This is a genomic window from Porphyrobacter sp. AAP60 (genome assembly GCF_001296025.1).
GTDB lineage: Bacteria > Pseudomonadota > Alphaproteobacteria > Sphingomonadales > Sphingomonadaceae > Erythrobacter.
Genome location: NZ_LJHV01000002.1, coordinates 136,856 through 161,927 on the forward strand (window position 1 = coordinate 136,856; position 25,072 = coordinate 161,927).

Sequence of the window (25,072 nt, forward strand, 5' to 3'; positions counted from 1 at the left end):
AATAGGGAAGGGGAGAGGCAAGGGCAAGCGGCTAGACTTGCGAGCAGGCGGACGATAGCACTGCTGCCCATGAACCGCACACTTGCCGCGCTGTTTGCGCTTTCGCTCGCCCCGCTTTCCACCGCTGCCGTTGGGCAGGCACCGACGCTGGAGGCGCAGGCCGATCAGGCGCTCGCATCCGATACGGTAGCCTGGGACTTCGTCGAGGGGATCACAACCGAAGTCGGCCCGCGGCAGGCCGGAACCGAGGCCGAAGCGCGTGCGCGTGCATGGGCGGTGGAATGGCTGAAGGCCAAAGGCTTTGCCAATGTCGCTGACGAGCCCTTCATGATGGACACCTGGGTGCCCGGCGACATCGCCCGCGCCCGCGTGACCGGCCCGTTTGCGCAGGATCTGGTGGTGCTGCCGCTGGGCAATTCCGCCGCTACCCATGCGGGCGGGATCGAGGGCGAAGTGGTTTTCTTCCGCACGGTCGATGAACTACGCGCCGCGCCTGCGGGCAGCCTGAAGGGCAAGATCGCCTATATCAGCCACCAGATGCGCCCCGCGCAGGATGGTTCGCATTACGGATTTGCCGGGCCGGCACGCTGGGTTGGCGCTGGGATCGCGGCGAGCAAGGGCGCGATTGCCACTGTCATCAAGTCGGTCGGCACGGATTACCACCGCAACCCCCACACCGGCGGCACCAGTTTTCCCGAAGGCGTGAAGCCGACCCCTGCGGGCGCGTTGAGCCTGCCTGACGCGGAAAATCTCGAAAGGATGTTCGCGCGCGCCGGTGGGCGTCCGATCACATTGAAACTGGAACTGAACCCGCGCCAATTGGGCCAGACCCGAAGCGGCAATGTGGTGGGCGAGGTTGTCGGGCGGAACCCGTCGCTGCCGCCGGTGCTGCTCGCCTGCCATATCGACAGCTGGTGGAACGCGCCGGGCGCTTTTGATGACGGCGCGGGTTGCGGCATTATTGCAGCGGCAATGTTTCACGTGAAACAATCGGGCCAGCCGCTCAGAACGATCCGTGTTTTGATGGCTGGAGCGGAGGAAACCGGGCTCTGGGGCAGCCAAGCCTATAGCAAGGCGCACCTGGAGGAGCCTATCGCGGTTGGATTGGAGAGCGATTTCGGCGCTGATCGCATCTGGCGGTTCGATTCGAACTTCCGCGAAACCAACCCCGCGCTGCACAAGCGTATTGCATCTGCCGTGGCCCGCTTCGGCGTTTCGGCCGGCACCGATGCCGCCACTGGCGGGGCCGATCTCAACATCGTGCGCGACCAGAAGGGCGCGCTGATCGACTTGCAGCAAGACGGCACCCGCTACTTCGATCTGCACCACACGCCGGACGACACGCTCGACAAGATCGACATCGTGCAATTGCGCCAGAATGTTGCGGTGTGGACGCAGGTGGTGGGCATTCTCGCGAACGAGGAAACCGCAATCCCCACCGGCACCCCGGTTCCGGCTGCGCCCGCAATCATGCAGGCGCAATAGGCGGGGGCGGCGTGCTGCTTTCAGTCCGTGTAGTGGCAGGAAGCAGCCCCGGCCATCTTGGCCTGGCTGGGCAGAGCCGGTAGACGTCAGGCTGCTTGATAAAAGGTAAAGTGGTCGGGGAGACAGGATTCGAACCTGCGACCCTCTGGTCCCAAACCAGATGCGCTACCAGGCTGCGCTACTCCCCGACACTTTTTCACCTCGCCCCGCCCCGGTGGGCCCGGCAGGATTCGAACCCGCGACCTAGCCGTTATGAGCGGCCAGCTCTAACCGCTGAGCTACAGGCCCCCTGGGAAAGGGCACCGGTCTGCAGAACGAGGATCGCCCCTACTCTGCGATTGCGATGGAAACAAGCGGTGATGCAGCCTTACTTGTCGCTGGCTGCGATGATTTCTTCCACAGTGGTCGATTGCACCCCGCGCTGCGCCAGTTCCGCGTAGATCGCCGAAAACCAGTCATACAATCGCTCCACCGCTTGCGGAGTAGCCGTGTAGGGCGTGTGGCCGTGGGCGAGTGTCGGGCTGTGGAATGACAGCACCAGCACCGGCACACCTGCGCCGAGCGCGATTTCGATACCGCGCAGCGCCTCTTCGGGCGTGACCCCTTCGGGTGTCAGCGCGATGCGTTCGAGCAGATTGAAGCGCGAAAAGCCCGAAAAGAAGGTCGGCACATGCCGCTGAGCGCGGTGCAGAAACGGCCCGAACCTGCGCAATGCCCCCCAATAAACGCTGGTAACAGGCAGCTCCAGCAACTCTTGATCGTCATCGACCCAGTACGGCAGCAGCGGGTGGCGACTATAGTCGGGGCCGCCTTGCGCACTGTAATCGAACAGCGTTCGTACCGAGGTGTCCAGCCTGATCCCGGCGGATTTCAGCAAGTCTGCAGTATGCGGGCCAAGCCCGTACCGGCCCGCGCGGTAGCACAGCGGCGCGGCGCCGAAGGCGGCTTCGATCGCATCGCGCAGGGCCATGAACTTTGCGGCCTCCAGATCCCGCGGCAAATTACCTGCGAAAGAGTTCTGCACGCAAAGCTCTTCATCGAAGGGCGGATTGACCCAGGGGTGCAGTTGCAAGCCAACCTCGGCCGTGCCGCGCCGCACTGCATCCCCGATGATCTCTACCGCGCGGTCATCGTTCACGATCGGCCAATCGACCAAGTAGACAGGGCGCGCGCCGATGTTTTCGCAAAAGCTCTGGAAGCGGGCGATCGCAGCGACATGGCTGAGCCCGTACCCGTCGCGCCGGAAAGGAGCCTTCCAGTCGAATTCCTCTTCGGTATCCACTGTCAGCAGCACCCGCTGCCCGAAATCGGGCGCAAATGCCGCTGCGGTGCCGGCGGGCGGCACATCAAGCATCGATCTGGTCGCCATCGCGCGTCCCCCGCGTATCACGCCGAGTTTGCGTGAACGTCACCGGTTGCGGCGCTAGGAAGGTCGCCCGCTCCGGTCAATAGCGGCAGGGACAGTACCAGCGCATCACCATCGCGCAGCAAGGTGCCGCCAACGCTGCGCGCTTCGGCGCGGGCAAGCCGCAGCGCGAAACCGGCCCCAAACAGACCGGCATTGATCGCGCTGTCGGATGTGCGGGTTGTAGCCGCAAACAGATTGTCTTCGCAGGCAAGCCGGACGGGCAGGGTGCAGGTAAGGCGCACGAATGCGCCTTTAGCCCCGATCAGGGGTTCGATCCCGATTGTGAGCTGTTCGTCCGCGTCACAGGCGGCTGCCAGGCTGGCCAGCATGCGCCACACCAGCGCCTCGGCGTCATCAGGGTCAACGGCGGCGAGCATGATGGTGGTTTCCGGCAGAGTCAGCACCAATCCCGCGCCGCGCGGTTCCAGCACCGGCGCAATCTGTCCGGCGGTCCTGCGAACAAGGGCAGCAAGATCGGTTTCGCCCGCATCCATCGCCATTGCGCCGGTTTCCATCCGGGCCAACCGGTCAAGCTCCTCGAATCCTGCAAGAATGCGTGCCGCATCCGCAGCAATCGCTGCGGCCATGGCCCGATATTCGTGCGGGGCCGGGCCGAACAATTGCTGCTGGATCACTTCGGCATAACCTTGCACAGCGGTGACAGGGGTGCGCAGTTCGTGCAGCAATTGGCGGATACGGTCAGCCTCGCGTGCCTCTGGCCTGTCTTCGGCGCCGGGCTGTGCCGACAAACGGCGCAGACGACCGAAATAGCCGGCGAAATGGCCTACCTCACTGAATCGCGGTTCCGCATCGATGATCCATGCGCCGGTGATTGCGGGCGCGCCTTCAAGGTTTATCGGTGCCCGTGTTATCGGCTGGCGGCGCGCGAAGGCGCGTTCGATTGCGACGCCTTCCGCATCGTCTTCGCCGAGGCGCGACCCTGCGAACAATCGTGTCCCGATCACCATCGGGGCAACTTCGGTGCTGGCCCACGTGATGCGCCCGGTGGTGTCGGTGGCAAAGCCGAAGCTCGTCGCAATGCGATTGACGCGCTCGGGCAGTTCGCCGAGCGGCAGGCGGGGGGAGCGTTCGAGATCCGGCTGTGTTTCGCTGCGGTCACGCCGGAACTGGGCGATACGTTCGACCAGCGCTGAAATTTCGGTGCGTCCCGTATCATCGCGGTCACGATCGCGCATGGGTGGCACAGTGGCTACGGTGCGCAGCGGTACGATGGTTGGCGTATCGCCGCGGGGCGCGACCGGGCCGGGCGCTGGCGGCGGGGCTGCGGCAACAACGGCATCAGGCGCAGGCAGACCGCGATCATGCACGCCCAGCCGCGCCAGCAGCGCTTCGACATCGATCGGCAGATCGCGGCGGTTGCGAAGGAACCCGCGGGCACGCACCGGCAGCCGCGGGATCAGCGCGGCCCAATCCTCGTTCGCAAGATCAGCCCGGTTGAGCGCTGCCGAAGCCACTTCGGGTTCGTGTTCGGCAAGATGGGCTGCAAGATCGGGGCTGCGGAACCGCCAGCCGGGCTCGCGGATCATGTGGGCGCGTTCAGCCGCAGGAATTGCCTCGGCCAGAAAGTCCATCCGCAGCCACGCCGCTGCCAGCAGGCTGTGATCCGCTGTTTCACCTCCGCGCGCGCGATCCTTGCCCAGAAGATCAAGCAATTGCCGGTATTGCGTGCGCAAGCCCGCCTCGCCCGTGGCGCGCTGTCGCAGCACTGTGGCAAGGCGGTCATCGAAAAACAAAAGACACTCCCGTGGCGGCGCACTGCGCCGAATCGCTGCATGCAAGACCGGTTTGAGGGCGCAGCACCCCCATCCTTACTGCTCGTTCTATCAGGATGCGGCAATTGTCACACGCAGCCGTTCAAGGCGCGTTGCAAAGCGGGACAATTGCTGGCAGACCTAATAATATTAGCGAAGCGAGCCATTGGGCGCGCCTCTTGTTTCATTGTGAATATAGCGCACAGGGCGTTGCCGGGTGGTGAATGCGGGTGTGTTTGGGGAGCTTCAGCCAAGTGGCCAATCTTGACGAAATCGACCGCCGCCTGCTGGCGGAATTGCAGGCGGAAGGCCGCGTCACCAATGTCGAACTGGCGCAGCGCGTCGGTCTCACTGCGCCGCCATGCCTGCGCCGCGTGCGCGGGCTGGAAGAAGATGGAGTGATCCGCGGCTATCACGCCGATCTTGATCCATCCAAGCTGGGCTTTGCCATCACCGTGTTTGCGATGGTCAGTCTGAAGAGCCAGGCAGAAAGCTCCCTGCGCGAGTTCGAGGAACACATGCGGGCGCTGCCCGAAGTGCGCGAATGCCACATGCTCAACGGCGAAATCGACTTTATTCTCAAAGTTGTAAGCAAGGATCTTCAGAGCTTTCAGGAATTTCTGACCGGCAAGCTGACGCCCGCGCCCAATGTGGAAAGCGTGAAAACGTCGCTGACGATCCGCACCGCCAAACAGGAACCCGGCGTCCCCCTGTGAGCGAAGCTGCCCGCCTTGCTGAGCCCATAACTGGGCACTGCCTGTGCGGCGCGGTGACGATCACCGTCACGGCGATGCAGGCCGAGGTGGATATCTGCCACTGCGCGATGTGTCAGCGCTGGGGCGGTGCGTTTTATGCCGGTGTTAAGGGAGAGGTGGCGGAGGTGTCGGGAGAGGACGCTGTGACCGTCTATCGTTCCAGCCATTGGGCCGAGCGCGCCTTCTGCGGCACCTGCGGCAGCAACCTTTGGTATCGCTTCCTCCCCACCGGCGGGCGCTCGTTTCTGGCGGGGCTGTTTGATTTGCCCGAAGGCTTCGGCATCGAGCAGCAGATTTTCGTCGACGAGAAGCCCGATTGGTATGATATTGCTCAGGAAAGCCCGATGTTGACGGGGCCTGAGGTAATCGCCGAGGCGATGGCGCAGGGTCTCAGCTTCGGCGATTGAACAAGGCGGGAGGGGGCAATGCCGGTGACCGAACCACCTTTCCCGCCGCAAGCGCCACCGATCCATGCCGAAGCCGAGGTGCCGACGCACTTGCCGATGGAGCAACGGGCCGATGGGACGCTGGTGATTGATCTGCGCCCGCTGGCCCACGCGGCGCAAGAATGTGCCCCAGAGGTGCCAGATCCCTTCAATCGGGAAATCGTAGTGTGCAATCGAACCAGCTATTCGCCCCGCATCGGCCCTTTGGTCGGCCCTGTGGATGACGGTTTCGCCAGCGCCATCCCGCGCGCGCGCCTGAAGCTGTCCGACAAGGCTGCAGCCGAGGCGAACCTGATCAACAAGGGTGTCGGCGGTTGGAACGCGAACGGCGGCGAGGTACGCCTCAAGATCGACTTCTAGTGCAGCTTTAGCTTGGGCCGTACGATACGGTTGACCCGGCCAACCAGCATCAGGAACGTGGCTTTGACCCAGCCGTGAATGCCGATCAGGTGCATCCGGTACAGCGATGTGTAGATGAACCGCGCCAGCCGCCCTTCGATCGCCATGCTGCCGCCGATCAGATTGCCCATCAGGCTGCCGACGGTCGAAAACCGGCTGAGCGACACCAGCGAGCCATTGTCGTGATAGACGAAATGCTTGAGCGGGCGGCCCTTCTGCATCCGGCAGATATTGTCGAACACCACTGCAGCCATCTGGTGCGCCGCCTGCGCACGCGGCGGCACGGGGCGATCCTCGCCCGGCGCGGTGTAGCTGGCGCAATCGCCCATAGCGAAGATTGACGGATCGACTGTCGTCTGCAGCGTGTCGGTCACCAGGATCTGGTTGCGGCCATTTGTTTCAAGGCCCAGTTCCGACACGAATTCAGCGCCTTTGACGCCCGCCGCCCAAACGATCAGATCCGCCTCGATCACTTCGCCCGTTTTGGTGACGAGTTGGCGCGGACGGGCCTCTACCACCTGCACGTCGGGGCGAACTTGCACACCCAACTGGCCCAGTTCGTGTTTGGCCGCCGCAGCCAGCTTTTCCGGCAGGGCAGGCAGGATACGCGGTCCGGCTTCGAGCAGGGTGACATGCAACCGGCTCTCGTCGAACACTTCCAGCCCGTAATGGCGCAGCGCGCCGGCGGCATTGTAAAGCTCTGCCGCCAGTTCCACCCCAGTCGCCCCGCCGCCGACGATGGCGATGCGTACCTGCTCGTTGGCGCCGGGATCGTTCATCATCGCGCGGCTGACGCGCAGACAGTGGTTGAGCAGCCGGGTGCGGAAGCGATCAGCCTGCACACGCGAATCGAGGTACAGGCAGTGTTCCTTCACCCCCGGTACGCCGAAATCGTTGGACACCGATCCCATCGCCAGCGCGAGAATATCATAGCGGATGGTGTGGGCTTCGATCAGTTCGCTGCCGTCCTCGTCCTTCACCGGCGCGAGGCTGATGGTCTTGGCCTGCCGGTCGATCCCGTCAAGACTGCCCTGAAAGAAGCGATACCCCCAGCGGTGGCAATGCCCGCGATAGCCGACCTCATCGAGATTGGCGTCGAGCGATCCAGCGGCAACTTCGTGGAGCAACGGCTTCCAGATGTGGCTGAGGTTCTTGTCGACAAGAATGATGTCGTGTCGCTTGCGCCCGTATTTCGCGCCGAGCCGCCGGACCAGTTCAAGCCCGCCTGCGCCCCCGCCGACGACAACGATCTGGGTCTTGCGGTTCATCCATCACTCCTGTGCGCCCCCGCGGCGCAGTTGCGGCAGGGATCAGGGAGAAGCTTTGCCGCAATGGCAAAAGAGCCCCCCGATCCAGCCCCTTATCAGGTGCGATACGCGATTATGCGCTGCAATGCAGCATCAATTCCATCAGAGACTTGCTTTGTGGAACGAAGCCTTCACGCCACCCGTTCGTCCAGCCACTTTTCCAGCCATTTGATGGAATAATCGCCGTTCAGTACGTCATCCTGCCGCAGCAATTCCTGATGCAGCTTGATGTTGGTGTTGACCCCTTCGACCACCATTTCCTCCAGCGCGCGGCGCAGGCGCATGATGCAACCTTCGCGGGTGCGGCCGTAAACGATCAGCTTGGCGATCATGCTGTCGTAATAGGGCGGGATTCGGTAGCCCGCATACAGCCCGCTATCGACGCGCACATGCATCCCGCCTGCTGCGTGGTAATATGTGACGAGGCCCGGCGACGGCGCAAAATTGAACGGGTCTTCGGCGTTGATCCGGCACTCGATCGCGTGGCCCTGGAACTCCAGTTCATCCTGCGTCACCGAAAGCGGGCGGCCTTCGGCGATGCGGATCTGTTCGCGCACCAGATCGACGCCGGTAATCGCTTCTGTCACCGGGTGTTCGACCTGCAGGCGGGTGTTCATTTCGATGAAATAGAACTCGCCGTTTTCCCACAGGAATTCGATTGTGCCCGCGCCGCGATAGGCCATGTCGCGCATCGCCTTGGAGCAAACCTCGCCCATGCGGGCGCGCTCTTCGGGGCTGATGACGGGCGAGGGCGCTTCTTCGAGCACTTTCTGGTGGCGGCGCTGTAGCGAACAATCGCGCTCGCCCAAGTGGATCGCATTGCCCTTGCCGTCGCCGAACACCTGGAATTCGATATGGCGCGGGTTGCCGAGGTATTTTTCGATGTAGACAGTAGCGTCACCGAACGCTGCTTTCGCTTCCGATCCGGCTTGCTGGATCAGGGTTTCAAGCTGGTCCGGGCTGTTGCACACTTTCATGCCGCGGCCGCCGCCGCCCGAAGCGGCTTTGATGATCACCGGATAGCCAGCGGCTTCGGCAATCGCCTTGGCTTCGACGATATCGGAAACCGCGCCGTCAGAGCCGGGGACCAGCGGTAGACCCAGCACGCCAGCGGTGCGCTTGGCTTCGATCTTGTCGCCCATGGTGCGGATATGTTCGGGCTTGGGGCCGATCCAGATGATGTCATGCGCTTCGACGATGTCGGCGAACTTGGCGTTCTCCGACAGGAAACCGTATCCAGGGTGGATCGCATCGCACTGCGCGATTTCCGCCGCCGAGATGATGTTGGCGATGTTGAGATAGCTTTCCGAAGCTGCGGGCGGGCCGATGCAGACGGCGTGATCCGCCAGTCGCACATGCATCGCATCGGCATCGGCGGTGGAGTGCACCGCGACCGTCTCGATCCCCATTTCATGCGCCGCGCGGTGGATGCGCAGCGCAATCTCGCCGCGATTGGCGATCAGGATGCGTTTGATACCCATGATCTTACGCGATCACGACCAGCGGCTGGTCGAATTCGACCGGCTGGGCGGTTTCGATCAGGATTGCGGTGACGGTGCCAGCACGCGGCGCGGTGATCGGATTCATCACCTTCATCGCTTCCACGATCAGCAACGTGTCGCCTTCCTTCACTGCCTGCCCAACCGTAACGAAGGGCGCAGCGCCCGGTTCGGGGGTGAGATAGCAGGTGCCGACCATCGGCGATTTGACCGCATTGGTCATGTCCGGCCCGGTGGGGGCGGCAGGTTCGCCGGGTGATGGTGCGGCGGCGACGGGCGCGGGCGCAGCAGCGGCCGCAGGTGCAGCGGCATAGACCGGCGCAGCCGCAGCAACCGCGCCGCGTGACACGCGAATCTTGCGGTCGTCATCCTCGACCTCGATCTCGGTCAGGCCGGTTTCATTGAGCAATTCGGCGAGTTCGCGCACCAGCGCGGTATCGATGTTCATGCCGGACTTGCGCCCGTTCGACTTGCTGCCTTGGCCACCGTCGTTTGCCATGTATGTCCCTTGTTATTGTGTAACGCCCGTTGAGCGTCAGGGGACTATTGCCGCGAATTGCGGCTGGCAAGTGGCAAGGATGCAAATTGTGAAAGTCTGGTGACGATTCAGACTTCGCCTGACGCTACGGCTTCGAGAGCGATGCGGTAGGAATCCGCGCCGTGGCCCTCAACGGTCATCGCAGCAGCCATCCCCACATAGGAAAGATGGCGGAATGTCTCGCGGGTCTTGGGATCGGAGAGGTGCACCTCGATCACCGGCGTGCGGATCGCCTTTATCGCGTCAAGTAGTGCGATGGAGGTGTGGGTATAGGCCGCCGCATTGAGCAGCACCGCGCGCGCGCCCTCGGCCTGCGCTTCATGCAGCCAATCGACCATCATGCCTTCGTGATTGGTCTGGCGCATCTCGATCTCGAGCCCGAGATCGCGGGCGCGATCTTCAAGCATCCCGGCAATATCATCGAGCGTGGTGGTGCCATAAATCTCCGGCTCGCGCGTGCCGAGGAGATTTAGGTTGGGGCCGTTGAGGACATAGACGAGGTTGGTCATGGCGCGGAGATAGCGGGAAGGTGGGGGGTGGGGAAGGGGCTCTCGACCCTACCGATCCACACCCTTTACCTTCCCCCACTGGCGCGCTGCAGTGTAGCCGAGGTAGCCTGTGCCGAAGAGCGCATAGAGCGGCTCGGGCAGGCCATTCAGATAGGCGTTCATTCCCGCCGCGATGTCCCTCGCGGCCAGCGGGTGGAAGGCGCTCAGCACCCCCATTGGCAGGGCGGTAAGCAGCAGGATGTACATCACATAAAGGAAGCTGGGGCGGGCGCGGCTGGTCCAGGGGTCGTGGGAATTGGCCTCAGCAACGATCGCTTGCAATTGCGCTTCGATCATCCGCATTTCCTGCGTCCCTTCGAGCGCGATCAATTCCAGCTTCGCGCGGGCCTGCGCCTCCTTGTCGGGGATAATCTTGTCGATGATCGAGGAAATCGGGCCGATCAGCACGTCGAGAATGGCCATTTTTTGCGCTCCCTTTGAATGAGTCGCACTAAAAATGACCAATCAGGTTAACGTAGGAAAGAGTTTTAACCTACTTCTTGCCCGCTTCGGCTAATAGTCGCTGCGCCAGTGCCAGATGCGGGCGGTCGAGCATTGCGCCGTCCAGCGCCACTACGCCTGCGCCTGGGTGATCGGCGAAGGCTTGGACCACGCTTCGGGCATGGGCCAGTTCATCAACGCTCGGCGTGAAGGCAGTGTTGATGGGATCGACCTGCGCGGGGTGGATCGCCAGCATCCCGCGAAAGCCCTGTGCCCGCACCGACTTGGCGCGGGCTTCCAACGCCACGAGATCACGGAACTCCGGCTGTACCGTCTCGATCGCCGCCACGCCCGCGGCCGAAGCGCCGATCAGGCACAGGCTGCGCGCCATTTCGTAAGTGTGCGAATAGCCGCCATCCGCGCCGCGCTGCTCGCGTGCGCCCAATGCCGAGGACAGGTCTTCCGCACCCCAGCTCATCGCCGCCAACCGCGCCTTACCGGGATAGTCGCCCGCATAATCGCCCGTCTTGAACATCGCAGCTGCCGTTTCCGTCACCAGCGCTGCAATCAGGGTGCGGCCCAGGGGGATGCCGTTCGCGGCTTCCAGCGCAGTGAGATAGTGATGCAATTGGACAATGTCGGCCGCGCCCTCGGCCTTGGGCAGAAACACCCCGCCGGTGCGGGAGGGGATGATCGCAGCCAGATCAGCGATGCAATCCGAGCCTGAAATGGGATTGATCCGCACCCACAGCCGCGCGCGATCATCCGACGCAGCAATTTGTTCAGCCACCATCGCCCGCGCCGCAGGCTTGTTTTCGGGCGCAACCGAATCTTCCAGATCCAGCAGCGCGATATCGGCCGGGCTGGCAATCGCCTTGCCCATCTTCTTCTCGCTATCGCCGGGGGCAAACAGCCACGAGCGCATTCTGGGCATGGTGAGGGCGGGGGCGGTGTGGGGCATGGGGCAATCCTTCTCTCACCCCCGCTTACGAAGCGCGCTTGCCTGCTGCAAGCCTTCACCACGCCCACGCACAGCGGCAGCAATGCGTCATCCTGCCACTTGGCCCCGGACCCGCCGAAGCGCTTGTCGGCAAGGCCGTCGCTTTCCGTTGGCCCAAGACCAAGCGGGTTGCTATGAGAGACGGATATTCAACCAGCCGGGGGAGCCAGCTGTGGCAATCGCATTTTCCGTTAATGGCAAGCCTGTGAGCGTGGAGGCAGAGGCTGATACGCCGCTGCTGTGGGCGCTGCGCGATGATCTGGGGATGACCGGCACAAAATTCGGCTGCGGCATCGCCGCCTGCGGGGCCTGTTCGGTGCATATTGATGGCGCAGTTGCGCGGTCTTGCAGCGTTCCGCTGAGCGAAATAGCGGGCAAATCCATCACCACGATCGAGGGGCTGAAAGGCGCTGACGGGGCGCTGCACAAAGTCCAGCAGGCATGGATCGATGCGCAGGTGCCGCAATGCGGGTACTGCCAGTCCGGCCAGATCATGGCGGCGGTGGCTCTGATCGAACGGGTCGGCTCTCCCTCGGACGCGCAGATTGACGAGGCGATGACCAACATCTGCCGCTGCGGCACCTATCCGCGCATTCGCAAGGCCATCCTGACAGCGACCGGTCAGGCCGCTGCAACCACCGCACCGCAGGGAGACGCCTGATGGCCGATAATCCCAATCCCGAACTCGATTACGCCGAGGCTGAAGCGCTCGCGACCAAGCCGAAGAAGAAGGGCGTAAAGCGCCGTATCTTCCTTGCGGGCAGCGCGCTGCTGGTGGGCGGCGGCATTTTCGGCGTTTGGTGGACGGACAGCAGCGTCAAGGCGCGCGGCAAGGCGCTCACTACGGGTGATGGCGAGCACAGCTTCAACACCTGGATGAAAATCGCCGAAGATGACACGGTGACTGTGTACTCGCCCCACATCGATTTTGGTCAGGGATCGCACACCGCGCTCGGCCAGATGCTGGCTGACGAACTGGATGCGGATTGGGAAAAGGTGAAGATCGAACAGGCGCCGTCTGATCTCGCCTTCGCCAATGCGGCATTGGCCAAAGGCTTCCTGCCCGAGATGGTGGGCGAAATGGTAGCGGGCCTTCTGCCCGATGCGATCATTGGCATGATGGCGCGCTCTTTGCCGCTTCAGATCACGGGCGGTTCCTCCGCGATCCGTTTCACGGGCGAAGTCGGGATGCGCAAGACCGGCGCAGCAGTGCGGGCGGCGCTTGTCGCCGAAGCGGCTGACAGGCTGGGCGTTCCTGCTGAGGAACTGACCACGGCGGATAGCAAGGTTCTGCACGCAGCATCGGGCAAGTCGCTGCGTTACGGCGAGCTGGCGGCGGGCGCGGCGGAACGCTCGCTTACTGGAGATCCGGTGCTCAAGACCCGCGATCAGTGGAGACTGATCGGCAAGCCAGTGCCGCGCCGGGATATTCCCGCCAAGGTAGATGGCAGCGCGGTTTACGGGATCGATTTCACCCTGCCCGATATGCGCGTGGCGACCATCTCTGCGGCGCCCGTACGCGGCGGCAAGCTGGAATCGGTGGACGAATCTCCCGCGTTGGCGGTCAAGGGTGTCGAGAAGGTCGTGAAGCTTGAAGATGCGGTAATCGTGGTGGGCAAGGGCTATTGGCCTGCGACCAAGGGATTGGCTGCGCTGAGCCCCACGTTCACTGACGGCGGCCATGCCGCGGTTTCTTCACCCGCAATCTACGCCGCGCAGGACAAGCTGCGCAGCGGGGGCAAGGCCGACAATGAAGGCGGCGAAGGCGATGTCGACGCTGCGTTCAAGACGGCGGGCGCGAAGGTGGTCCAAGCAGAGTACCGCGTCCCCTTCCTCCACCACGCGATGATGGAACCGTTTGCGCTGACCGGCCATTACAAGGATGGCACGCTGACGCTGTGGGGCGGCTTGCAAGACCCGCTCTCCACCCGCGCCCGCGCGGCCAAGGCGGCGGGGATCGATGTCGATAACGTCGTCTTCAATCCGATGATCATGGGCGGCGGTTTCGGCCGGCGCTTCCCCGATATTGTCGAGGCCATCGATCAGATCGCGGTTCTGGCCAAGCAGGTGCCATACCCCGTCAAACTGGTCTGGAGCCGCGAAGAAGACGTGCGCCGCGGCACTTACCGCCCGCAATCATCCGCCGGGCTGAAAGCCTCGATCAAGGACGGGAACATCACCGGCTGGCGCACCGATTACGTGCAAAGCGGCAATGCCGAAGGCGAGGTGCCGTTCATCTACGCCATCCCGGCCATATCGCGCCGTCACTTTGCCTATCAGTCGAACCAGATCGACGGCCCGTGGCGCTCGGTTAACGCAACCCAGATCGGGTTTTATACCGAAAGCTTCATGGATGAGCTCGCCGCGGCGGCGGGGGCAGACCCATACCAGTTCCGGAGCAAGCACCTGCCCGCAGGATCGCGGCATCTCGCAGTGCTGGATATGGTGGCCAAACGATCGGGCTGGGGCAGTGCGCTGCCCGAAGGCGTAGGACGCGGGATTGCCATCGTCGAAAGCTTCGGCACCATTGTCGCCGAAGTGGTTGAAGCCAGCGTGAAAGAAGATGGCAGCCCGAAGGTGCTCAAGGCATGGGCCGTGGTCGATTGCGGCACCACGGTGAATCCGCTCAACGCCGAAGCGCAGATTGCGGGCGGGCTGATCATGGGGCTTTCTTCTGCCATTGGCGAGCAGGTAACGCTCGACAAGGGCGCGGTGGTAGAAAGCAATTTCAGCGACTACCCGATCCTCAAGCTGGCCGATGCACCGCCCGCAATTGATGTCTATTTCATCGAAAGTGGCGCAAAAACGGGAGGGATCGGGGAGCCGGGCCTGCCCCCTGCCTCGCCAGCGCTCGCCAATGCGCTCAGCACGGCAAGCGGCAAGCGCATCCGCACCCTGCCATTGCTGACGCAGGCGAAGGCGTAAGTTGCACGGCTGGTCGGCGCTGATCCTCGCTGGCGGGGCAGGTCGGCGCTTTGGCGGGGGAAAGCTGCTGGCATCGCTAGCTGGCCAGCCGGTGATCCGGCGGGTCGTCGAAAAGGTGGTTGCAGGCCGTTTTGCCGAGGTTCTGGTCGTCACGGGGGCTGATGATAATGCTATCGGATCGGCTTTGCGGGGCCTTGCCTGCAGGGTCATTCACGCGCCTGACTGGGCCGAAGGCATGGCCGCCACCTTGCGCAGCGGGGTCTCCGCAATTTCGCCTGACAGCGATGGCGTGTGCATCTTCCTTGGCGATATGCCGCTGGTGCCGGTCGATCTTTGTGGCACGCTGATCGCGGCGGCGAATGGGGCGGGTTACGCGGCGCGCCCTTGCGCCGCAGGCAAGCCCGGCCACCCCGTCGCCTTCTCCCGCGCCGCCTTTTCCGATCTTCTGACCCTGACCGGCGATCAGGGTGCAGCCGCGCTGCTAAAACAGCACCCGGGAAAGGTTGCTTACTGCGAGACCGATTCCGGCGGCGTGTTGTTCGATATTGATACGCCCGGAGATCTCGCGACTGCCGAGCGTGCGTGGAACGCCTGCGCAACCTCTGCCACCAGCGAAAGCGCGACTTCGCGCGGGGACTTGCCGAAGCCGTAAAGCCCGATGGGTGCGTGCAGCCTCGCAATCTGCGCATCGCTCACCCCGTGCCCGCGCAGACGTGCCAAACGACCTTCCAGCCGCGTCCGTGCGCCAATCGCGCCGATATAGAAGGCATCGCTCGCCAGCGCGGCTGCCAGCCCGCTTTCGTCATCCTCCCGGTCATGCGAAAGCACGGCGATCGCCGTCCAGCGATCCACGCCAGTTGCGACGATCGCGGTGGCAGCACTGCTGCGATGATAGGAAATGCCGGGGAAGGGCGGCGCATCGGGCCCGCCGGGCGTAATCATCACCACCTGCCAGCCCATTTCCAGCGCCAGCGCTGCAGCCGTCAGGGCAGCGCCATCCTCGCCCGCCAGCACCAGCCGCAGCGGCGGCTCGAAGTATCTGGAGTAACGGGCACCGTCCCAGCTATCGGCAAAGATATGGTCAGCACGGAGCGCCCGGCGCAGCGACCCATCGCTTGACCACAGCAGCGGCTGGCGCGCTGTGAAGCTGTCGCACAGGGCGGCAAGTGCCGGATCATCAGCCGCAACCGGTTCGACCAGCACGGTGATTCCCGATCCGCAGGCCAGCTTGATGTCAATCCACGGGCTGCCCTCGCCGTAGCGCAGCAGGCGTGGCGCATCCGCCGCCATCGCCTCACGCCCGTGGCGGGCGACATCGGCCTCGATGCAGCCACCCGACAGAAAGCCCCAGTATTCATCATCGGTGATCAGCATCTGCGCCCCGACATCACGCGGGGCCGATCCATCGACCTCCACCAAAGTGGCAATGGCGATAGGCGTCGCTGAGCCGCGCACTGCCTGCAAGGGCGCGCGGATATCGTCGATTGGTGCGGCCAGGCGCCAGCGGCTCATACGTGAGGCGTGCTTTCGTGAGAGGCGATGCCTTAGTCGGCAACGCGTAAACCTATCGCCGCACGCAGCGCTGCGCAATCGCGGGCATGCTGTCATCGCTTGCGTGTTGGCATTCAAGTTCGGCTGGTCGGTATTCCGCATTCTCGCGGCTTGTGCGCTTGGCGGGCTGGTGCTCGGCGCGGCGACTTAGCAGGCACTTATCAGAGCGATCAGTAAAGCCAGTGGATCGCCTACATACGGCTACGCCCACCGCGATATTCATCGGCACGCCGACCTTCACGAAATCCATGAAGCGGTAATTGGCAGCGCCGTAGACCAGTGTGTTGGTCTGATAGCCGATCGGCGTCGCAAAGCTGGCGCTGGCACCGAACATGACCGCGACCACGAGCGGGCGAGGATCGATCCCGGCAATCGGGGCCAGACCGATGGCGATCGGGGTCATGATCACAGCCACGGCATTGTTGGTAACAGTTTCAGTCAAGATACTGGTGACGGCATAGACCGCCACAAGCAGCAACAGCGGCGTCATGGTGGTCAGCAAGGGTTCGAGGCTGGAGACGATCAGTTCGACCGTGCCGGCGTTCTCCAGCCCCCTGCCGACGGCCAACATTCCAAAAATCAACACCAGGGTATTCCCGTCGATCGCGCCCCATGCTTCTTCGGGTTCAAGGCAGCGGAACAGCATCACGATCCCGACCCCGGCTATGGCAAGAGCTTCTATCGGCCATCCGAATGCGGCAGCGAGGAGCACGACACCGGCAAGCGTGCCGATCGCGATAGGCGCCTGAGCACGACGAAAAGCGCGGGCCCTGGCCTCGCTGACATCGGTCAGGCCGACGTTCGACTGTAGCGCCTGGGCGGCATCGCTGCCTCCCGCAATCAGCAGCCGGTCACCTGCCCGCACGCGGGCATTCGCTAGATCGGGGCCGGCGATATGCCGAGGCCTGACAAGTCCGAGCACACGCACCTTCAGGCGAGACAGCAATGGTATCTCGGCCAGCCGACGCCCGATCATCGGGTGGGACGGTGAAATCACCGCCTGAACCAGTCGCATGTCCTTGGGCCGGTCAGGCCCGGCTGTCGCCACGCCGCCGCCCATGCCCATCAACCCGACCTTGAAATCGTGCGCCTCGGCCAGCGATGCAAGCTCGGTCGGGCTGGCAGTCACGATCAGCTGATCGCCTGCCGCCAGCGGCCATTCGTCAAAGCCGCGGCGATTAATCGTCTTGCCGCGCTGGACGCCTACCAGACGCAAACCTGGCCTACGGAAAAGGGCAACGTCCCCGATTTTCCGGCCTACCAGCGGGCTTTCGCCAACAAGCGTCAGGTGCGACAGGAAGGCATCGCTTTCGCCCTGTTCGTCCATCGCGTGCGCTGCCCGGTCTGGCAGCAGGAACTTGCCTGTCAGCGTCAGCATCGCAAGACCGGCTGCAGACGCGCACAGGCCGACGATGGTGATCTCGAAGATGCCAAACGCCGCGAGGCCCTGTTGCTGCGCCACCCCATCCACCAACAGGTTGGTCGAGGTGCCGATCAGCGTCAGCGTTCCTCCGAGGATGGAGATATAAGACAGCGGGATCAGCAACCGCGTGGCCGCAATGCCGAGCACGCGGGCGAGGCGCTGGACAATCGGGATCATGACGATCACGACCGGCGTGTTGTTCATGAATGCCGATGCGGCGATTGTGCCGGCACCGATCTCGGCCACCGCCAACCTGGGTTTGCGCAAGGTTCGGCGGATAATCCAGCCCGACACTTCTTCGAGCGCACCGGTGCGCAGCAGTGCCCCCGACAGCACGAACATGGCCGCAATCGTAATCGGCGCCGAATTGCTGAACACCCCCAGCAGTTCGCGCGGTGGCAGAAATCCTAGCGCCATCATCAGCACGCCGCCGATAACGGCGATGACAACCGGCGGTCTCCGCTCCGTCGCGAATGCCGCAAAGATGCCGACAAGCAGCGCCAGCCCGATATAGGGCCCGTGTGGACTGATGTATTCGTCGAGCAAGGATTGCATCGCCGGTGGCTAGCTCAACAACTCGAAGCGCGCCAGCACATGCTTGAGTAGCCGTTTACGTTGCGTTGGCCCGCGCCACCTCACGAGCTAGATCGACGAAGACCCTGAAGGCCGCAGGCGGATTGCGGCGGCTGGGGTAGTAAAGGCAAAGCGGCGCCAGAGGCGGCGTCCAAGCCTCCAAAATCCGCACCAGCGTCCCGGCCGCGATATCCTCGCGCACATCGGACTCCATGAAAAACCCGATCCCGACCGAGGCGAGCGCCGCAAGACGTGCTAGACTAGCCTCGTCGAGCGTGAGCGGGCCGTGGACATCGACCGGCAGCGGCTGCCCTTCGGCTTCAAACGGCCAGCGCAACAGTGCGCCATTGGGGAGCCGCGTGCGGATGCAGGCATGTCGCGACAGGTCCGAAGGCACGCGCGGGACGCCGTGCTCGGCCAGATATGCAGGCGAGGCCACCAGCGCATGACGGCGTGCGGGCCCGAGAGGAATGGCGATCATGTCCTCGGGCACAAGGTTCTGGCTGCGGATCCCGAAATCGAAGCCATGGGCAACGATGTCCACGAGATTGCCCTCGGTCACCAGGTCAACTCCGATCTGCGGAAAGCGCTTGAGGCATTCCAGCACCAGCGGCACCAGCACCTCGCGCCCGGCGGCGGCGAAGGTATTGATGCGCAGGATACCGGCCGGCGTGTCTTGCTGCGCGCGAACCGTGTCGAGCGCCTGATGGATATCCGAAAGCGCGGGCGAGACCTGCTCGATGAATCGGCGCCCCGCATCGGTCAGCGCAACGCTGCGCGTGGTGCGATTGAATAGACGCACGCCCAACTGGCTCTCAAGTTTGGCGATCGTGTTGCTGAGCGCGCTCGTCGACATGCCGAGATCGAGCGCAGCCGCACGGAACGATGCTCTGCGCCCGATGGCGAGAACCGCATCGAAATCGGCAAGGCTGAAGTTCCGCATTGTCCTGATATCCGTAACGTCACATCCTCCTTTATCCTGCTTATCCGGATAACGTCAAAGCTCTATTGGGGTGGGGACAGCAGCAAATCCACCTGGAGAACGACAATGAGCATCGAATTGCCCGGCCCCATCGCTCACTACTTCGCAGCCGACAAAGGCAGCGATCCTGCCTCGCTTGCCGCCTGTTTTACCCCTGATGGAACCGTGATCGACGAAGGCAACACCTTTGTCGGGCGTGAAGCGATCCGCCAGTGGCTGGCGAATGCGTCGACCCAGTATGCCTACACCGTCGAACCGTTCGCACTCGCGCATGACGGGGGGCGGATTATGGTGACCAGCCATCTCGCGGGCAATTTCCCGGGAAGCCCGGTAGACCTGCGCTATCTCTTCGCGCTCGAAGGCGATTTGATCGCAGCACTGGAGATCGTGCCATGATCCCCTTCATCACGCTGGAGGGCAAGCGCGCGCTAGTCACATCGGGCACCCGCGGAGCCGGCGCAGCCACGGTGGCGCTGTTCGAACAACTCACTCCGGTCACAGATGACAGGAGAGCGTGCAATCACGTATGTTCTATCCTCTGAAGGCAACATGGCCGAACCTTGCGGGCCATTTGGAGCCGTTGACGGGACGAATGGTTGAAAAACGGCGCATGGGTATGTCTTTTGACGGAGCAGACATTCCGCGAACCGGGCAAATTGCAAATTGTGCAATCTTGGAGGTTCGCTGTGTTCAATCTTTTCCTGCAACGCTTGAGGCATGCAACCGACCTTACGTGCGTCGAACTCGAAGTTTTCGAGGAATTGTGCCGGCAAGCGCGCGATATCGGCGCGAAGAAGTATCTGGCCCGTGAGGGAGACGAGATTGCCTCCTTCCCTGTCGTGCTCAGCGGCTGGGCGGCGCGTTACCAGATCCTGCGAAACGGAGCACGCCAGATCACGCGTCTGCTTTTGCCCGGCGATGCGTTCTATTTCGATGCCTCGCCCAACGGAACTGCGATAGAAGAGGTGGTGACGCTAAGCCCTTGCCGTGTTGTCACAATTCCTTATTCCGACATGGAGCGCACGATCAATCGCTTCCCTTTGATCGGTGAGGCAATGCTGCAATATGGCCGCATGGAAAACGCTGTTCAATCATCATGGATCGTGAACATCGGGCGGCGCGATGCGCTTGAGCGGATGGCGCATTTGCTGTGCGAAACTCATTACCGGCTTCAGATTATTGATGGAGTGAAGGATGGCCAGTTCCATTTTCCGCTGACGCAGGATGACCTTGCCGACGTGCTCGGGCTGACGCCCGTGCATATCAATCGCAAGCTTCAGCAGCTCCGGCAGGAAAACCTCATTACGCTGCGATCAAAGCAGCTGACCATTGAGGATTTGCGCGGTTTGCAACAGATCGCCGGGTTTGATAGCGCCTATCTCGCGCCGCAGACCCGGCCGGCACCTGCCTATGAACGGCGGCCTGTGGCAGCCTGAACTGCCAGTGGCATTGCGCCGCCGGGCACGCTGTTGTTAATTTAGATCGGCTGGCCGGCCAGCAGCGCCAATACCTGCGCACCAGCAGCCGGTTTGCTGATCCATGTAGAGCCTGACAAGTCCTCAGGCAGTATCGCGGAATCATAGCCGGTCAGAAATACGAAGGGGATGCCTTGGTCGCGCAGTTGCCGCGCGAAATCGAACGAAAGCCCTTGGCCAAGATTGATGTCGATCAGCGCGGCGTCGATAGGCCCTTTCTGTCTAAGCGATGACAAGTCGGGCACCACAGCAGACACCAGAATCACCGATGCTCCAGCCTGTTCCAGCATTTGTTTGCAATCATTGGCCTGGAAATAGTCATCTTCCAGGATGATGATGCGCCGGCCGGACAGAACGGGTTTGTTCATTGCCGCTGGGCCTCTCATGATCCGGTTTCCAGAATGCTCGGCCCATCTATCAGTGGGAACTCAAGCTGCGCAAGCACGCCGGTATCATGCACTTCGAAGCGGCCGATGCCCTGGAGTTCATATGGAACCCGTTCCTCGATCAGCTTGCGTCCAAACCCTTTGCGGCCCCGCTTGGACTTGCTCGGCGGCGAGGTTTCCTGCCACCTCAGATGGACCCATTTTGTCCCTTCCTTTTCCTCGGTAGCCCAAGTGATCCGAATGTATCCGGTATCGCCCAGCGCGCCATATTTGATCGAATTGGTCGCAAGCTCGTGGATCGCAAGTGTCACGATCTCGGCTGCGTGCGGCGAAAGCGCTACCTCCGGCCCATCGACAAGGTTCTGATCCGGCCGCGCTGCGTGCACCAGCAATTCCTCGCGCACCAGTTCGGCCAGATCCACGCTCCGCCCTGGCGAGCGGGTAAGCGTGCTTTGGGTGCGGCCCATTGCCTGAAGACGTCCGATCAGGTGATCGACATAATTATCGACATTGCGGTGGCTTGATGCTGACAGTCGCGCGACCGAGCGGACCATGCTGATCAGGTTTCTAACGCGATGCTGCAATTCGGCGACCAACAGCTTTTGCCATTCCTCCTCGCGCCGTCGCTGCGTGGTGTCGATCATCGCCCCTAACATCCGCACCGGTTGTCCTTTTTCGTCATAGAGAAAACGCCCCCGCGCTGAAAGCCAGCGGATCTCGCCGGTGGGATGGATCACGCGGTATTCGTGGACATAATCCACACCCGATTCCATCGCTTTTGATACTTTGGCTTCTGCCGCGACAATATCTTCGGGATGCACCCGGTCCACCCACAGATCATAGGTCGGCACGACCTCGTCGACCGCGTATCCCTCCATCCGGTAATGTTCTGCTGACCAGGTCATTTCGCCAGTTTCAACATTCCATTCCCACAGCCCCACCTTCCCCATCTCGCTGGCAACGCGCAGCATTTGCGTGCCGTGGGCAAGCTGCTGCTCGATCTTGCGGCGGGCCGTGATGTCGGTTGCCATCCCGAACCATTCGGCAACTTTGCCATCTTCGGCCAACACCGGCACGGCGCGTGAGTGAAGCCATCCGGTGGAGCCATCGGTAGCAAGAAACCGGTGTTCGATTTCGAACGGTTCGCGCCGCCGGATCGCCTCATCGACAACCCGCTGGACCTTTGGGCGGTCTCGGTCGTGCACGAACCGTTTGATCCAGTTGCTGGCCTCGCCAACATCATCGATCAGCGGCTTGCCGCCGACCTGCTCCATCAATGTGGCATCGGCGTTGATCTTGAACAGCAGGTCCGAGCTTGCGTCAATTAGCGATTGCAGGCGCTTTTCGCTGTGGCGCAGCGTTTGTTCCATTTGCTTGCGGCCGGTGACATCGGAGAACAGGATACCCACGTGAAATGGTGCCTGCTCTCCCACAGGAAATGCAAACAGATCGAACCAGCGGCCTAAAGCCGTCGACTGGCTTTCGAACCGCTCGGCCGCGCCTGACATGGCGATCCGGCCATAAACGGCTGACCAGTGATCCTCGATATCGGGTTGTAGCTCGCGGATCAGGTGGCCGACCGCATTGTCCAGACCGGTATGCGCTGCAAAAGCACTGTTGGCCTCCAGAAAGCGGTAATCGACCCCTTGGCCCTCATTGTTGAACAGCACCTCGATGATGCAGAAGCCTTCATCGATTGCATCGAACAGCAACTTGTAGCGCGCATCAGCCGCACGCCGCTTTTCCTGCGCGCGATGTTCGCCGGTGGCATCACGGATCAGCGCCATGACGGCGCTGGTTTGGCCGCATTGGAGCGGGGCAAGGGTGATCTCGAGCACTTGCCCGGTCTCCGAACCCTGACGGACCAGCACTTCGGCGACCCCGTTTTTCAATACCCTTTCCAGATCAGGCGACCAGATTTCTGCCGCTCGCGGAAACCGCTCACGAAGAGTCATGCCTATCACATCGCCCAGATCCAGCAGCCGTTGGATGGCCGGATTGACGGCGAGATAGCGCCAGTTCCGATCCGTCTCGCCCAGTCGGCCAACCGGTTCGAGAATGCAGGCGGCATCCGGCAGGGCCGAGAACGCCGCACCCAACAGGCTGTGCTGGCCGTCTTGATCGAAATCCGTCATCAGTTTTGCCTCTCGATGCACGGAATTAGGCGATCAGGCGCATTAATTGCCTAACATAGGTTGCCTTCCTCCCGTGCCATCCCGGGCGTCTGTTCCACGATAAGGACGAGCGCGCGGCGGAAGATAGTACCGCTATCGCCTGAGCGCCGAGACTCTACCGTAAGATCGGCGGCCGGTCGCAAACCGCCGTTGTAACGGGAGATCGTCATGAGGCTCGTTGTTTTTTTGCTCGCCATCGGTGCTGCGGGATACGCGCTCCCACGTCGCGGCCAGCAACCGCAGCATGATGCGGCCTTTGACAGCGACCCTCCCGGCAACCATTGACTTTCAGCCTTTGCCGGATGCCGCATTTGGCCGGGAAAGTTGGCGCTGAAGCGGCGGCTGGAAAAAATGTTTTATGCGTCTAATCTAGGTAAGTGTGTCGGAATCATATCTGCGGATTCACGGTATCGGCTTCTGTTGCTGTATGATTGCCGAAGGTAACCGTTATGGACGCTATGACGACAATCGGGGCGAAAGAAAATGTTACGGCGATAGAGCCGCTTCTCCGTCTCCTTAGCCGGTACATGCCGCTCGACGAGGCAGATCGTGCAGCCCTTTCCGGGTTGATGGTGGGCACTTTGCTCCAGCGCGAGGCGCGCACCGATATCGCCCGTGAAGGCGATAAGCCTACTGTGATCCGCCTGCTGGTTTCGGGCTGGGCGTGTCGCTACAAAGACCTTCCCGATGGACGCCGCCAGATCGTTGGCTTTTTTTTGCCCGGCGATTTCTGCGATCTTAACGTCTACATCCTGAGCGAGCTTGACCATTCGATCGGCGCGCTCACCGATGTGCGTTACTTCGAGATTCAGCCGCACCAGTTCCAAGAGGTGATCGACGCCCGTCCGCACCTCACGCGGGCATTGCTTTGGCACGAATTGGTCACATCGGGTATCCAGCGCGAATGGCTGCTGTCCATCGGCCAGCGTTCACCGCTCGAACGGCTCGCTCACCTGTTTGTCGAGCTCTATTACCGCCTCCGGGCGGTCGATCTGGTGGATGATCTGGCATTCGATTTTCCGATCACGCAGCACCATTTGGCTGAAGCCAACGGTATGAGTCTCGTCCATCTCAATCGGACTTTACAGGAGCTTCGACGCGCGGGGCTGATCGAACTGGCTGACCGGCAATTGCGGATTGTCGATCTCGACGAACTGAAGCGGGTTGCGATGTTCAAGCGCAGCTATTTGCACTTCAATCGCTAATCGAGACGCGTGCCCGACTGTGGGAAGGGCCTGTTGGGGATGTCGATAATCTGGCTGCACCAGCGCAGGACCAGCGATCGCAGATACGTTTATTGCCCAGCTGTGATGATCCCGCCCGCCAACCAGTTAAACAGGCAGACAGGCGGGATCGTTTCGCAATCAGTTCACGCCATAGTAGGAATAAACTTGCTGGTTATATTGCGCGTCAAACGAAGGCTCCTGGTCGCTGTAGCGCGGCGCCGCGTCGAGCCGGTCCTTATCGATATCGACGACATAACCGCCCTGCTCGACATCGTAGCTCAAAATATTCCACGGGATTGGATAGTAATCGGCTCCGATTCCGAGGAAGCCGCCAAATTGCAGTACGGCATATTCAGCTTGTCCTGAAATCTTGTCGACCATAAAATTATTGATCGTTCCGATCCGCTCTCCGCGCACATTGTAGACAGTTGTGCCTTCCACCTTGTTGGAAGCAATCAGCGCGTTGGTTTCGTCTGTATTAATCGTATCAGCCATCAGAATATCCTCCTTTGATAGGCATAGCTGACGCTACTGCACGAAACACACGGCAAAATTTACATAGGTCAGTTCATTCAGGTTTGGCCCGCTGTCCGGCCTGAACCGCCCCAATCACACGATGAAACGCATTGGCTTTTCACTGGTACGAAGTGGGGTTTGAACTGCGATCAGACGGTGAGCCGGTACGCCGGACCCATTACGCTGATCCGCCGCCAATAGGCGACCAACCGCCGAGGTTCCCCATCCAAGTTAAAGATAGCA

24 protein-coding genes, 2 tRNA genes and 1 pseudogene are annotated in these 25,072 nt (G+C 62.1%); 11 read left to right on the forward strand and 16 right to left on the reverse strand.

From position 1 onward, the window contains the following. Positions 1–69 precede the first annotated feature (69 nt). Positions 70–1,485, forward strand: coding sequence for a M28 family peptidase (locus IP79_RS01165; RefSeq protein ID WP_054117427.1), 1,416 nt, complete (start codon positions 70–72; stop codon positions 1,483–1,485). Positions 1,486–1,596: 111 nt separating this feature from the next. Here IP79_RS01165 and IP79_RS01170 read toward each other — a convergent pair. From IP79_RS01170 to IP79_RS01185, 4 genes are all read right to left on the reverse strand, one after another. Then, a tRNA-Pro gene (locus IP79_RS01170) sits at positions 1,597–1,673 on the reverse strand. A gap of 27 nt (positions 1,674–1,700) precedes the next feature. Then, positions 1,701–1,773 (reverse strand) — tRNA-Ile (locus tag IP79_RS01175). Between the two features lie 79 nt (positions 1,774–1,852). Continuing rightward, complete coding sequence (locus tag IP79_RS01180; RefSeq protein WP_054117428.1) at positions 1,853–2,854, reverse strand: polysaccharide deacetylase family protein; 1,002 nt, start codon at positions 2,852–2,854, stop codon at positions 1,853–1,855. A gap of 17 nt (positions 2,855–2,871) precedes the next feature. Beyond that, complete coding sequence (locus tag IP79_RS01185; protein WP_054117429.1) at positions 2,872–4,647, reverse strand: histidine kinase dimerization/phospho-acceptor domain-containing protein; 1,776 nt, start codon at positions 4,645–4,647, stop codon at positions 2,872–2,874. 272 nt (positions 4,648–4,919) lie between these two features. Here IP79_RS01185 and IP79_RS01190 point away from each other — a divergent pair, with 272 nt between their 5' ends. From IP79_RS01190 to IP79_RS01200, 3 genes are read left to right on the forward strand one after another with little or no spacing between them, the layout of a single operon-like run. Beyond that, positions 4,920–5,381 (forward strand): Lrp/AsnC family transcriptional regulator, encoded by a 462-nt coding sequence (locus IP79_RS01190; protein ID WP_054117430.1) that lies wholly within the window; start codon positions 4,920–4,922, stop codon positions 5,379–5,381. Between the two features lie 53 nt (positions 5,382–5,434). Then, positions 5,435–5,827 (forward strand): GFA family protein, encoded by a 393-nt coding sequence (locus IP79_RS01195; RefSeq protein ID WP_233994038.1) that lies wholly within the window; start codon positions 5,435–5,437, stop codon positions 5,825–5,827. A 24-nt stretch (positions 5,828–5,851) separates the two neighbouring features. Next, positions 5,852–6,226: a hypothetical protein gene (locus tag IP79_RS01200; protein ID WP_156318011.1), complete on the forward strand. Its 375-nt coding sequence runs from the start codon at positions 5,852–5,854 to the stop codon at positions 6,224–6,226. Here the strand turns inward: IP79_RS01200 and IP79_RS01205 are convergent. The 6 genes from IP79_RS01205 to IP79_RS01230 form a co-directional block, all read right to left on the reverse strand. Further along, positions 6,223–7,533: an NAD(P)/FAD-dependent oxidoreductase gene (locus IP79_RS01205; RefSeq protein ID WP_054117433.1), complete on the reverse strand. Its 1,311-nt coding sequence runs from the start codon at positions 7,531–7,533 to the stop codon at positions 6,223–6,225. The genes IP79_RS01200 and IP79_RS01205 overlap by 4 nt on opposite strands. A 170-nt stretch (positions 7,534–7,703) precedes the next feature. After that, positions 7,704–9,053 (reverse strand): acetyl-CoA carboxylase biotin carboxylase subunit, encoded by a 1,350-nt coding sequence (gene accC, locus IP79_RS01210; protein ID WP_054117434.1) that lies wholly within the window; start codon positions 9,051–9,053, stop codon positions 7,704–7,706. 4 nt (positions 9,054–9,057) lie between these two features. Then, positions 9,058–9,570 carry an acetyl-CoA carboxylase biotin carboxyl carrier protein gene (gene accB, locus IP79_RS01215; protein WP_054117435.1) on the reverse strand — a complete coding sequence of 171 codons (513 nt, stop codon included), beginning with the start codon at positions 9,568–9,570 and terminating at the stop codon, positions 9,058–9,060. A gap of 107 nt (positions 9,571–9,677) precedes the next feature. Beyond that, positions 9,678–10,118, reverse strand: a complete 441-nt coding sequence (locus tag IP79_RS01220; RefSeq protein ID WP_054117436.1) for a type II 3-dehydroquinate dehydratase — start codon at positions 10,116–10,118, stop codon at positions 9,678–9,680. A 48-nt stretch (positions 10,119–10,166) separates the two neighbouring features. Further along, positions 10,167–10,580, reverse strand: a complete 414-nt coding sequence (locus tag IP79_RS01225) for a holin family protein (RefSeq protein ID WP_054117437.1) — start codon at positions 10,578–10,580, stop codon at positions 10,167–10,169. Positions 10,581–10,650: 70 nt separating this feature from the next. Next, positions 10,651–11,559 (reverse strand): HpcH/HpaI aldolase/citrate lyase family protein, encoded by a 909-nt coding sequence (locus IP79_RS01230; RefSeq protein WP_054117438.1) that lies wholly within the window; start codon positions 11,557–11,559, stop codon positions 10,651–10,653. Positions 11,560–11,770: 211 nt separating this feature from the next. On the opposite strand from IP79_RS01230, the gene IP79_RS01235 reads away from it, so the two are divergent. The 3 genes and pseudogenes from IP79_RS01235 to IP79_RS15735 all read left to right on the forward strand — a co-directional run. Next, a complete protein-coding gene (locus IP79_RS01235; protein ID WP_324608158.1) occupies positions 11,771–12,259 on the forward strand; it encodes a (2Fe-2S)-binding protein in 489 nt (162 codons plus the stop codon). Next, the gene (locus IP79_RS01240; RefSeq protein WP_054117439.1) at positions 12,259–14,523 is read left to right on the forward strand and encodes a xanthine dehydrogenase family protein molybdopterin-binding subunit; all 2,265 of its coding nucleotides are present in this window, start codon (positions 12,259–12,261) and stop codon (positions 14,521–14,523) included. The genes IP79_RS01235 and IP79_RS01240 overlap by 1 nt, the downstream gene beginning before the upstream one ends. Before the next feature lies 1 nt (position 14,524). Next, a pseudogene (locus tag IP79_RS15735) lies at positions 14,525–15,004 on the forward strand (nucleotidyltransferase family protein); the annotation flags it as partial. A gap of 26 nt (positions 15,005–15,030) precedes the next feature. Here IP79_RS15735 and IP79_RS01245 read toward each other — a convergent pair. From IP79_RS01245 to IP79_RS01255, 3 genes are read right to left on the reverse strand one after another with little or no spacing between them, the layout of a single operon-like run. After that, complete coding sequence (locus tag IP79_RS01245) at positions 15,031–16,035, reverse strand: XdhC family protein (RefSeq protein WP_054117440.1); 1,005 nt, start codon at positions 16,033–16,035, stop codon at positions 15,031–15,033. Between the two features lie 52 nt (positions 16,036–16,087). Continuing rightward, positions 16,088–18,052 (reverse strand): SLC13 family permease, encoded by a 1,965-nt coding sequence (locus tag IP79_RS01250; protein WP_082336939.1) that lies wholly within the window; start codon positions 18,050–18,052, stop codon positions 16,088–16,090. A gap of 55 nt (positions 18,053–18,107) precedes the next feature. Next, a complete protein-coding gene (locus tag IP79_RS01255) occupies positions 18,108–19,013 on the reverse strand; it encodes a LysR family transcriptional regulator (RefSeq protein WP_054117441.1) in 906 nt (301 codons plus the stop codon). A gap of 105 nt (positions 19,014–19,118) precedes the next feature. Between IP79_RS01255 and IP79_RS01260 the strand changes: the two genes are divergently transcribed. From IP79_RS01260 to IP79_RS01265, 3 genes are read left to right on the forward strand one after another with little or no spacing between them, the layout of a single operon-like run. After that, complete coding sequence (locus tag IP79_RS01260) at positions 19,119–19,448, forward strand: nuclear transport factor 2 family protein (RefSeq protein WP_054117442.1); 330 nt, start codon at positions 19,119–19,121, stop codon at positions 19,446–19,448. Beyond that, positions 19,445–19,594, forward strand: coding sequence for a hypothetical protein (locus tag IP79_RS15610; protein WP_197273704.1), 150 nt, complete (start codon positions 19,445–19,447; stop codon positions 19,592–19,594). The genes IP79_RS01260 and IP79_RS15610 overlap by 4 nt, the downstream gene beginning before the upstream one ends. Positions 19,595–19,648: 54 nt before the next feature. Continuing rightward, positions 19,649–20,488, forward strand: a complete 840-nt coding sequence (locus IP79_RS01265; RefSeq protein ID WP_082336940.1) for a Crp/Fnr family transcriptional regulator — start codon at positions 19,649–19,651, stop codon at positions 20,486–20,488. Positions 20,489–20,529: 41 nt separating this feature from the next. Here the strand turns inward: IP79_RS01265 and IP79_RS01270 are convergent, their stop codons facing one another. Both IP79_RS01270 and IP79_RS01275 read right to left on the reverse strand, forming a co-directional pair. Next, on the reverse strand, positions 20,530–20,895 hold the full coding sequence (locus IP79_RS01270; protein WP_054117444.1) for a response regulator: 366 nt from the start codon (positions 20,893–20,895) through the stop codon (positions 20,530–20,532). A gap of 14 nt (positions 20,896–20,909) precedes the next feature. Further along, the gene (locus tag IP79_RS01275) at positions 20,910–23,048 is read right to left on the reverse strand and encodes a PAS domain-containing protein (protein ID WP_054117445.1); all 2,139 of its coding nucleotides are present in this window, start codon (positions 23,046–23,048) and stop codon (positions 20,910–20,912) included. A gap of 566 nt (positions 23,049–23,614) precedes the next feature. Between IP79_RS01275 and IP79_RS01280 the strand changes: the two genes are divergently transcribed. Next, positions 23,615–24,292, forward strand: coding sequence for a Crp/Fnr family transcriptional regulator (locus IP79_RS01280; protein WP_197273705.1), 678 nt, complete (start codon positions 23,615–23,617; stop codon positions 24,290–24,292). A gap of 159 nt (positions 24,293–24,451) precedes the next feature. Here the strand turns inward: IP79_RS01280 and IP79_RS01285 are convergent, their stop codons facing one another. Further along, on the reverse strand, positions 24,452–24,808 hold the full coding sequence (locus tag IP79_RS01285; RefSeq protein WP_054117446.1) for a PRC-barrel domain-containing protein: 357 nt from the start codon (positions 24,806–24,808) through the stop codon (positions 24,452–24,454). Positions 24,809–25,072: the final 264 nt, after the last annotated feature.

Bases quoted from the DNA above. Each gene is read 5' to 3' on its own strand.
- IP79_RS01240 (WP_054117439.1), top strand. From the start codon at position 12,259: ATGGCCGATAATCCCAATCCCGAACTCGATTACGCCGAGGCTGAAGCG.
- IP79_RS01275 (WP_054117445.1), bottom strand. From the start codon at position 23,048: ATGACGGATTTCGATCAAGACGGCCAGCACAGCCTGTTGGGTGCGGCG.
- accB (WP_054117435.1), bottom strand. From the start codon at position 9,570: ATGGCAAACGACGGTGGCCAAGGCAGCAAGTCGAACGGGCGCAAGTCC.
- IP79_RS01245 (WP_054117440.1), bottom strand. From the start codon at position 16,035: ATGAGCCGCTGGCGCCTGGCCGCACCAATCGACGATATCCGCGCGCCC.
- IP79_RS01255 (WP_054117441.1), bottom strand. From the start codon at position 19,013: ATGCGGAACTTCAGCCTTGCCGATTTCGATGCGGTTCTCGCCATCGGG.
- IP79_RS01250 (WP_082336939.1), bottom strand. From the start codon at position 18,052: ATGCAATCCTTGCTCGACGAATACATCAGTCCACACGGGCCCTATATC.
- IP79_RS01260 (WP_054117442.1), top strand. From the start codon at position 19,119: ATGAGCATCGAATTGCCCGGCCCCATCGCTCACTACTTCGCAGCCGAC.
- IP79_RS01180 (WP_054117428.1), bottom strand. From the start codon at position 2,854: ATGGCGACCAGATCGATGCTTGATGTGCCGCCCGCCGGCACCGCAGCG.
- IP79_RS01225 (WP_054117437.1), bottom strand. From the start codon at position 10,580: ATGGCCATTCTCGACGTGCTGATCGGCCCGATTTCCTCGATCATCGAC.
- IP79_RS01205 (WP_054117433.1), bottom strand. From the start codon at position 7,533: ATGAACCGCAAGACCCAGATCGTTGTCGTCGGCGGGGGCGCAGGCGGG.
- accC (WP_054117434.1), bottom strand. From the start codon at position 9,053: ATGGGTATCAAACGCATCCTGATCGCCAATCGCGGCGAGATTGCGCTG.
- IP79_RS01165 (WP_054117427.1), top strand. From the start codon at position 70: ATGAACCGCACACTTGCCGCGCTGTTTGCGCTTTCGCTCGCCCCGCTT.
- IP79_RS01230 (WP_054117438.1), bottom strand. From the start codon at position 11,559: ATGCCCCACACCGCCCCCGCCCTCACCATGCCCAGAATGCGCTCGTGG.
- IP79_RS01220 (WP_054117436.1), bottom strand. From the start codon at position 10,118: ATGACCAACCTCGTCTATGTCCTCAACGGCCCCAACCTAAATCTCCTC.
- IP79_RS01270 (WP_054117444.1), bottom strand. From the start codon at position 20,895: ATGAACAAACCCGTTCTGTCCGGCCGGCGCATCATCATCCTGGAAGAT.
- IP79_RS01280 (WP_197273705.1), top strand. From the start codon at position 23,615: ATGCCGCTCGACGAGGCAGATCGTGCAGCCCTTTCCGGGTTGATGGTG.
- IP79_RS01285 (WP_054117446.1), bottom strand. From the start codon at position 24,808: ATGGCTGATACGATTAATACAGACGAAACCAACGCGCTGATTGCTTCC.
- IP79_RS15610 (WP_197273704.1), top strand. From the start codon at position 19,445: ATGATCCCCTTCATCACGCTGGAGGGCAAGCGCGCGCTAGTCACATCG.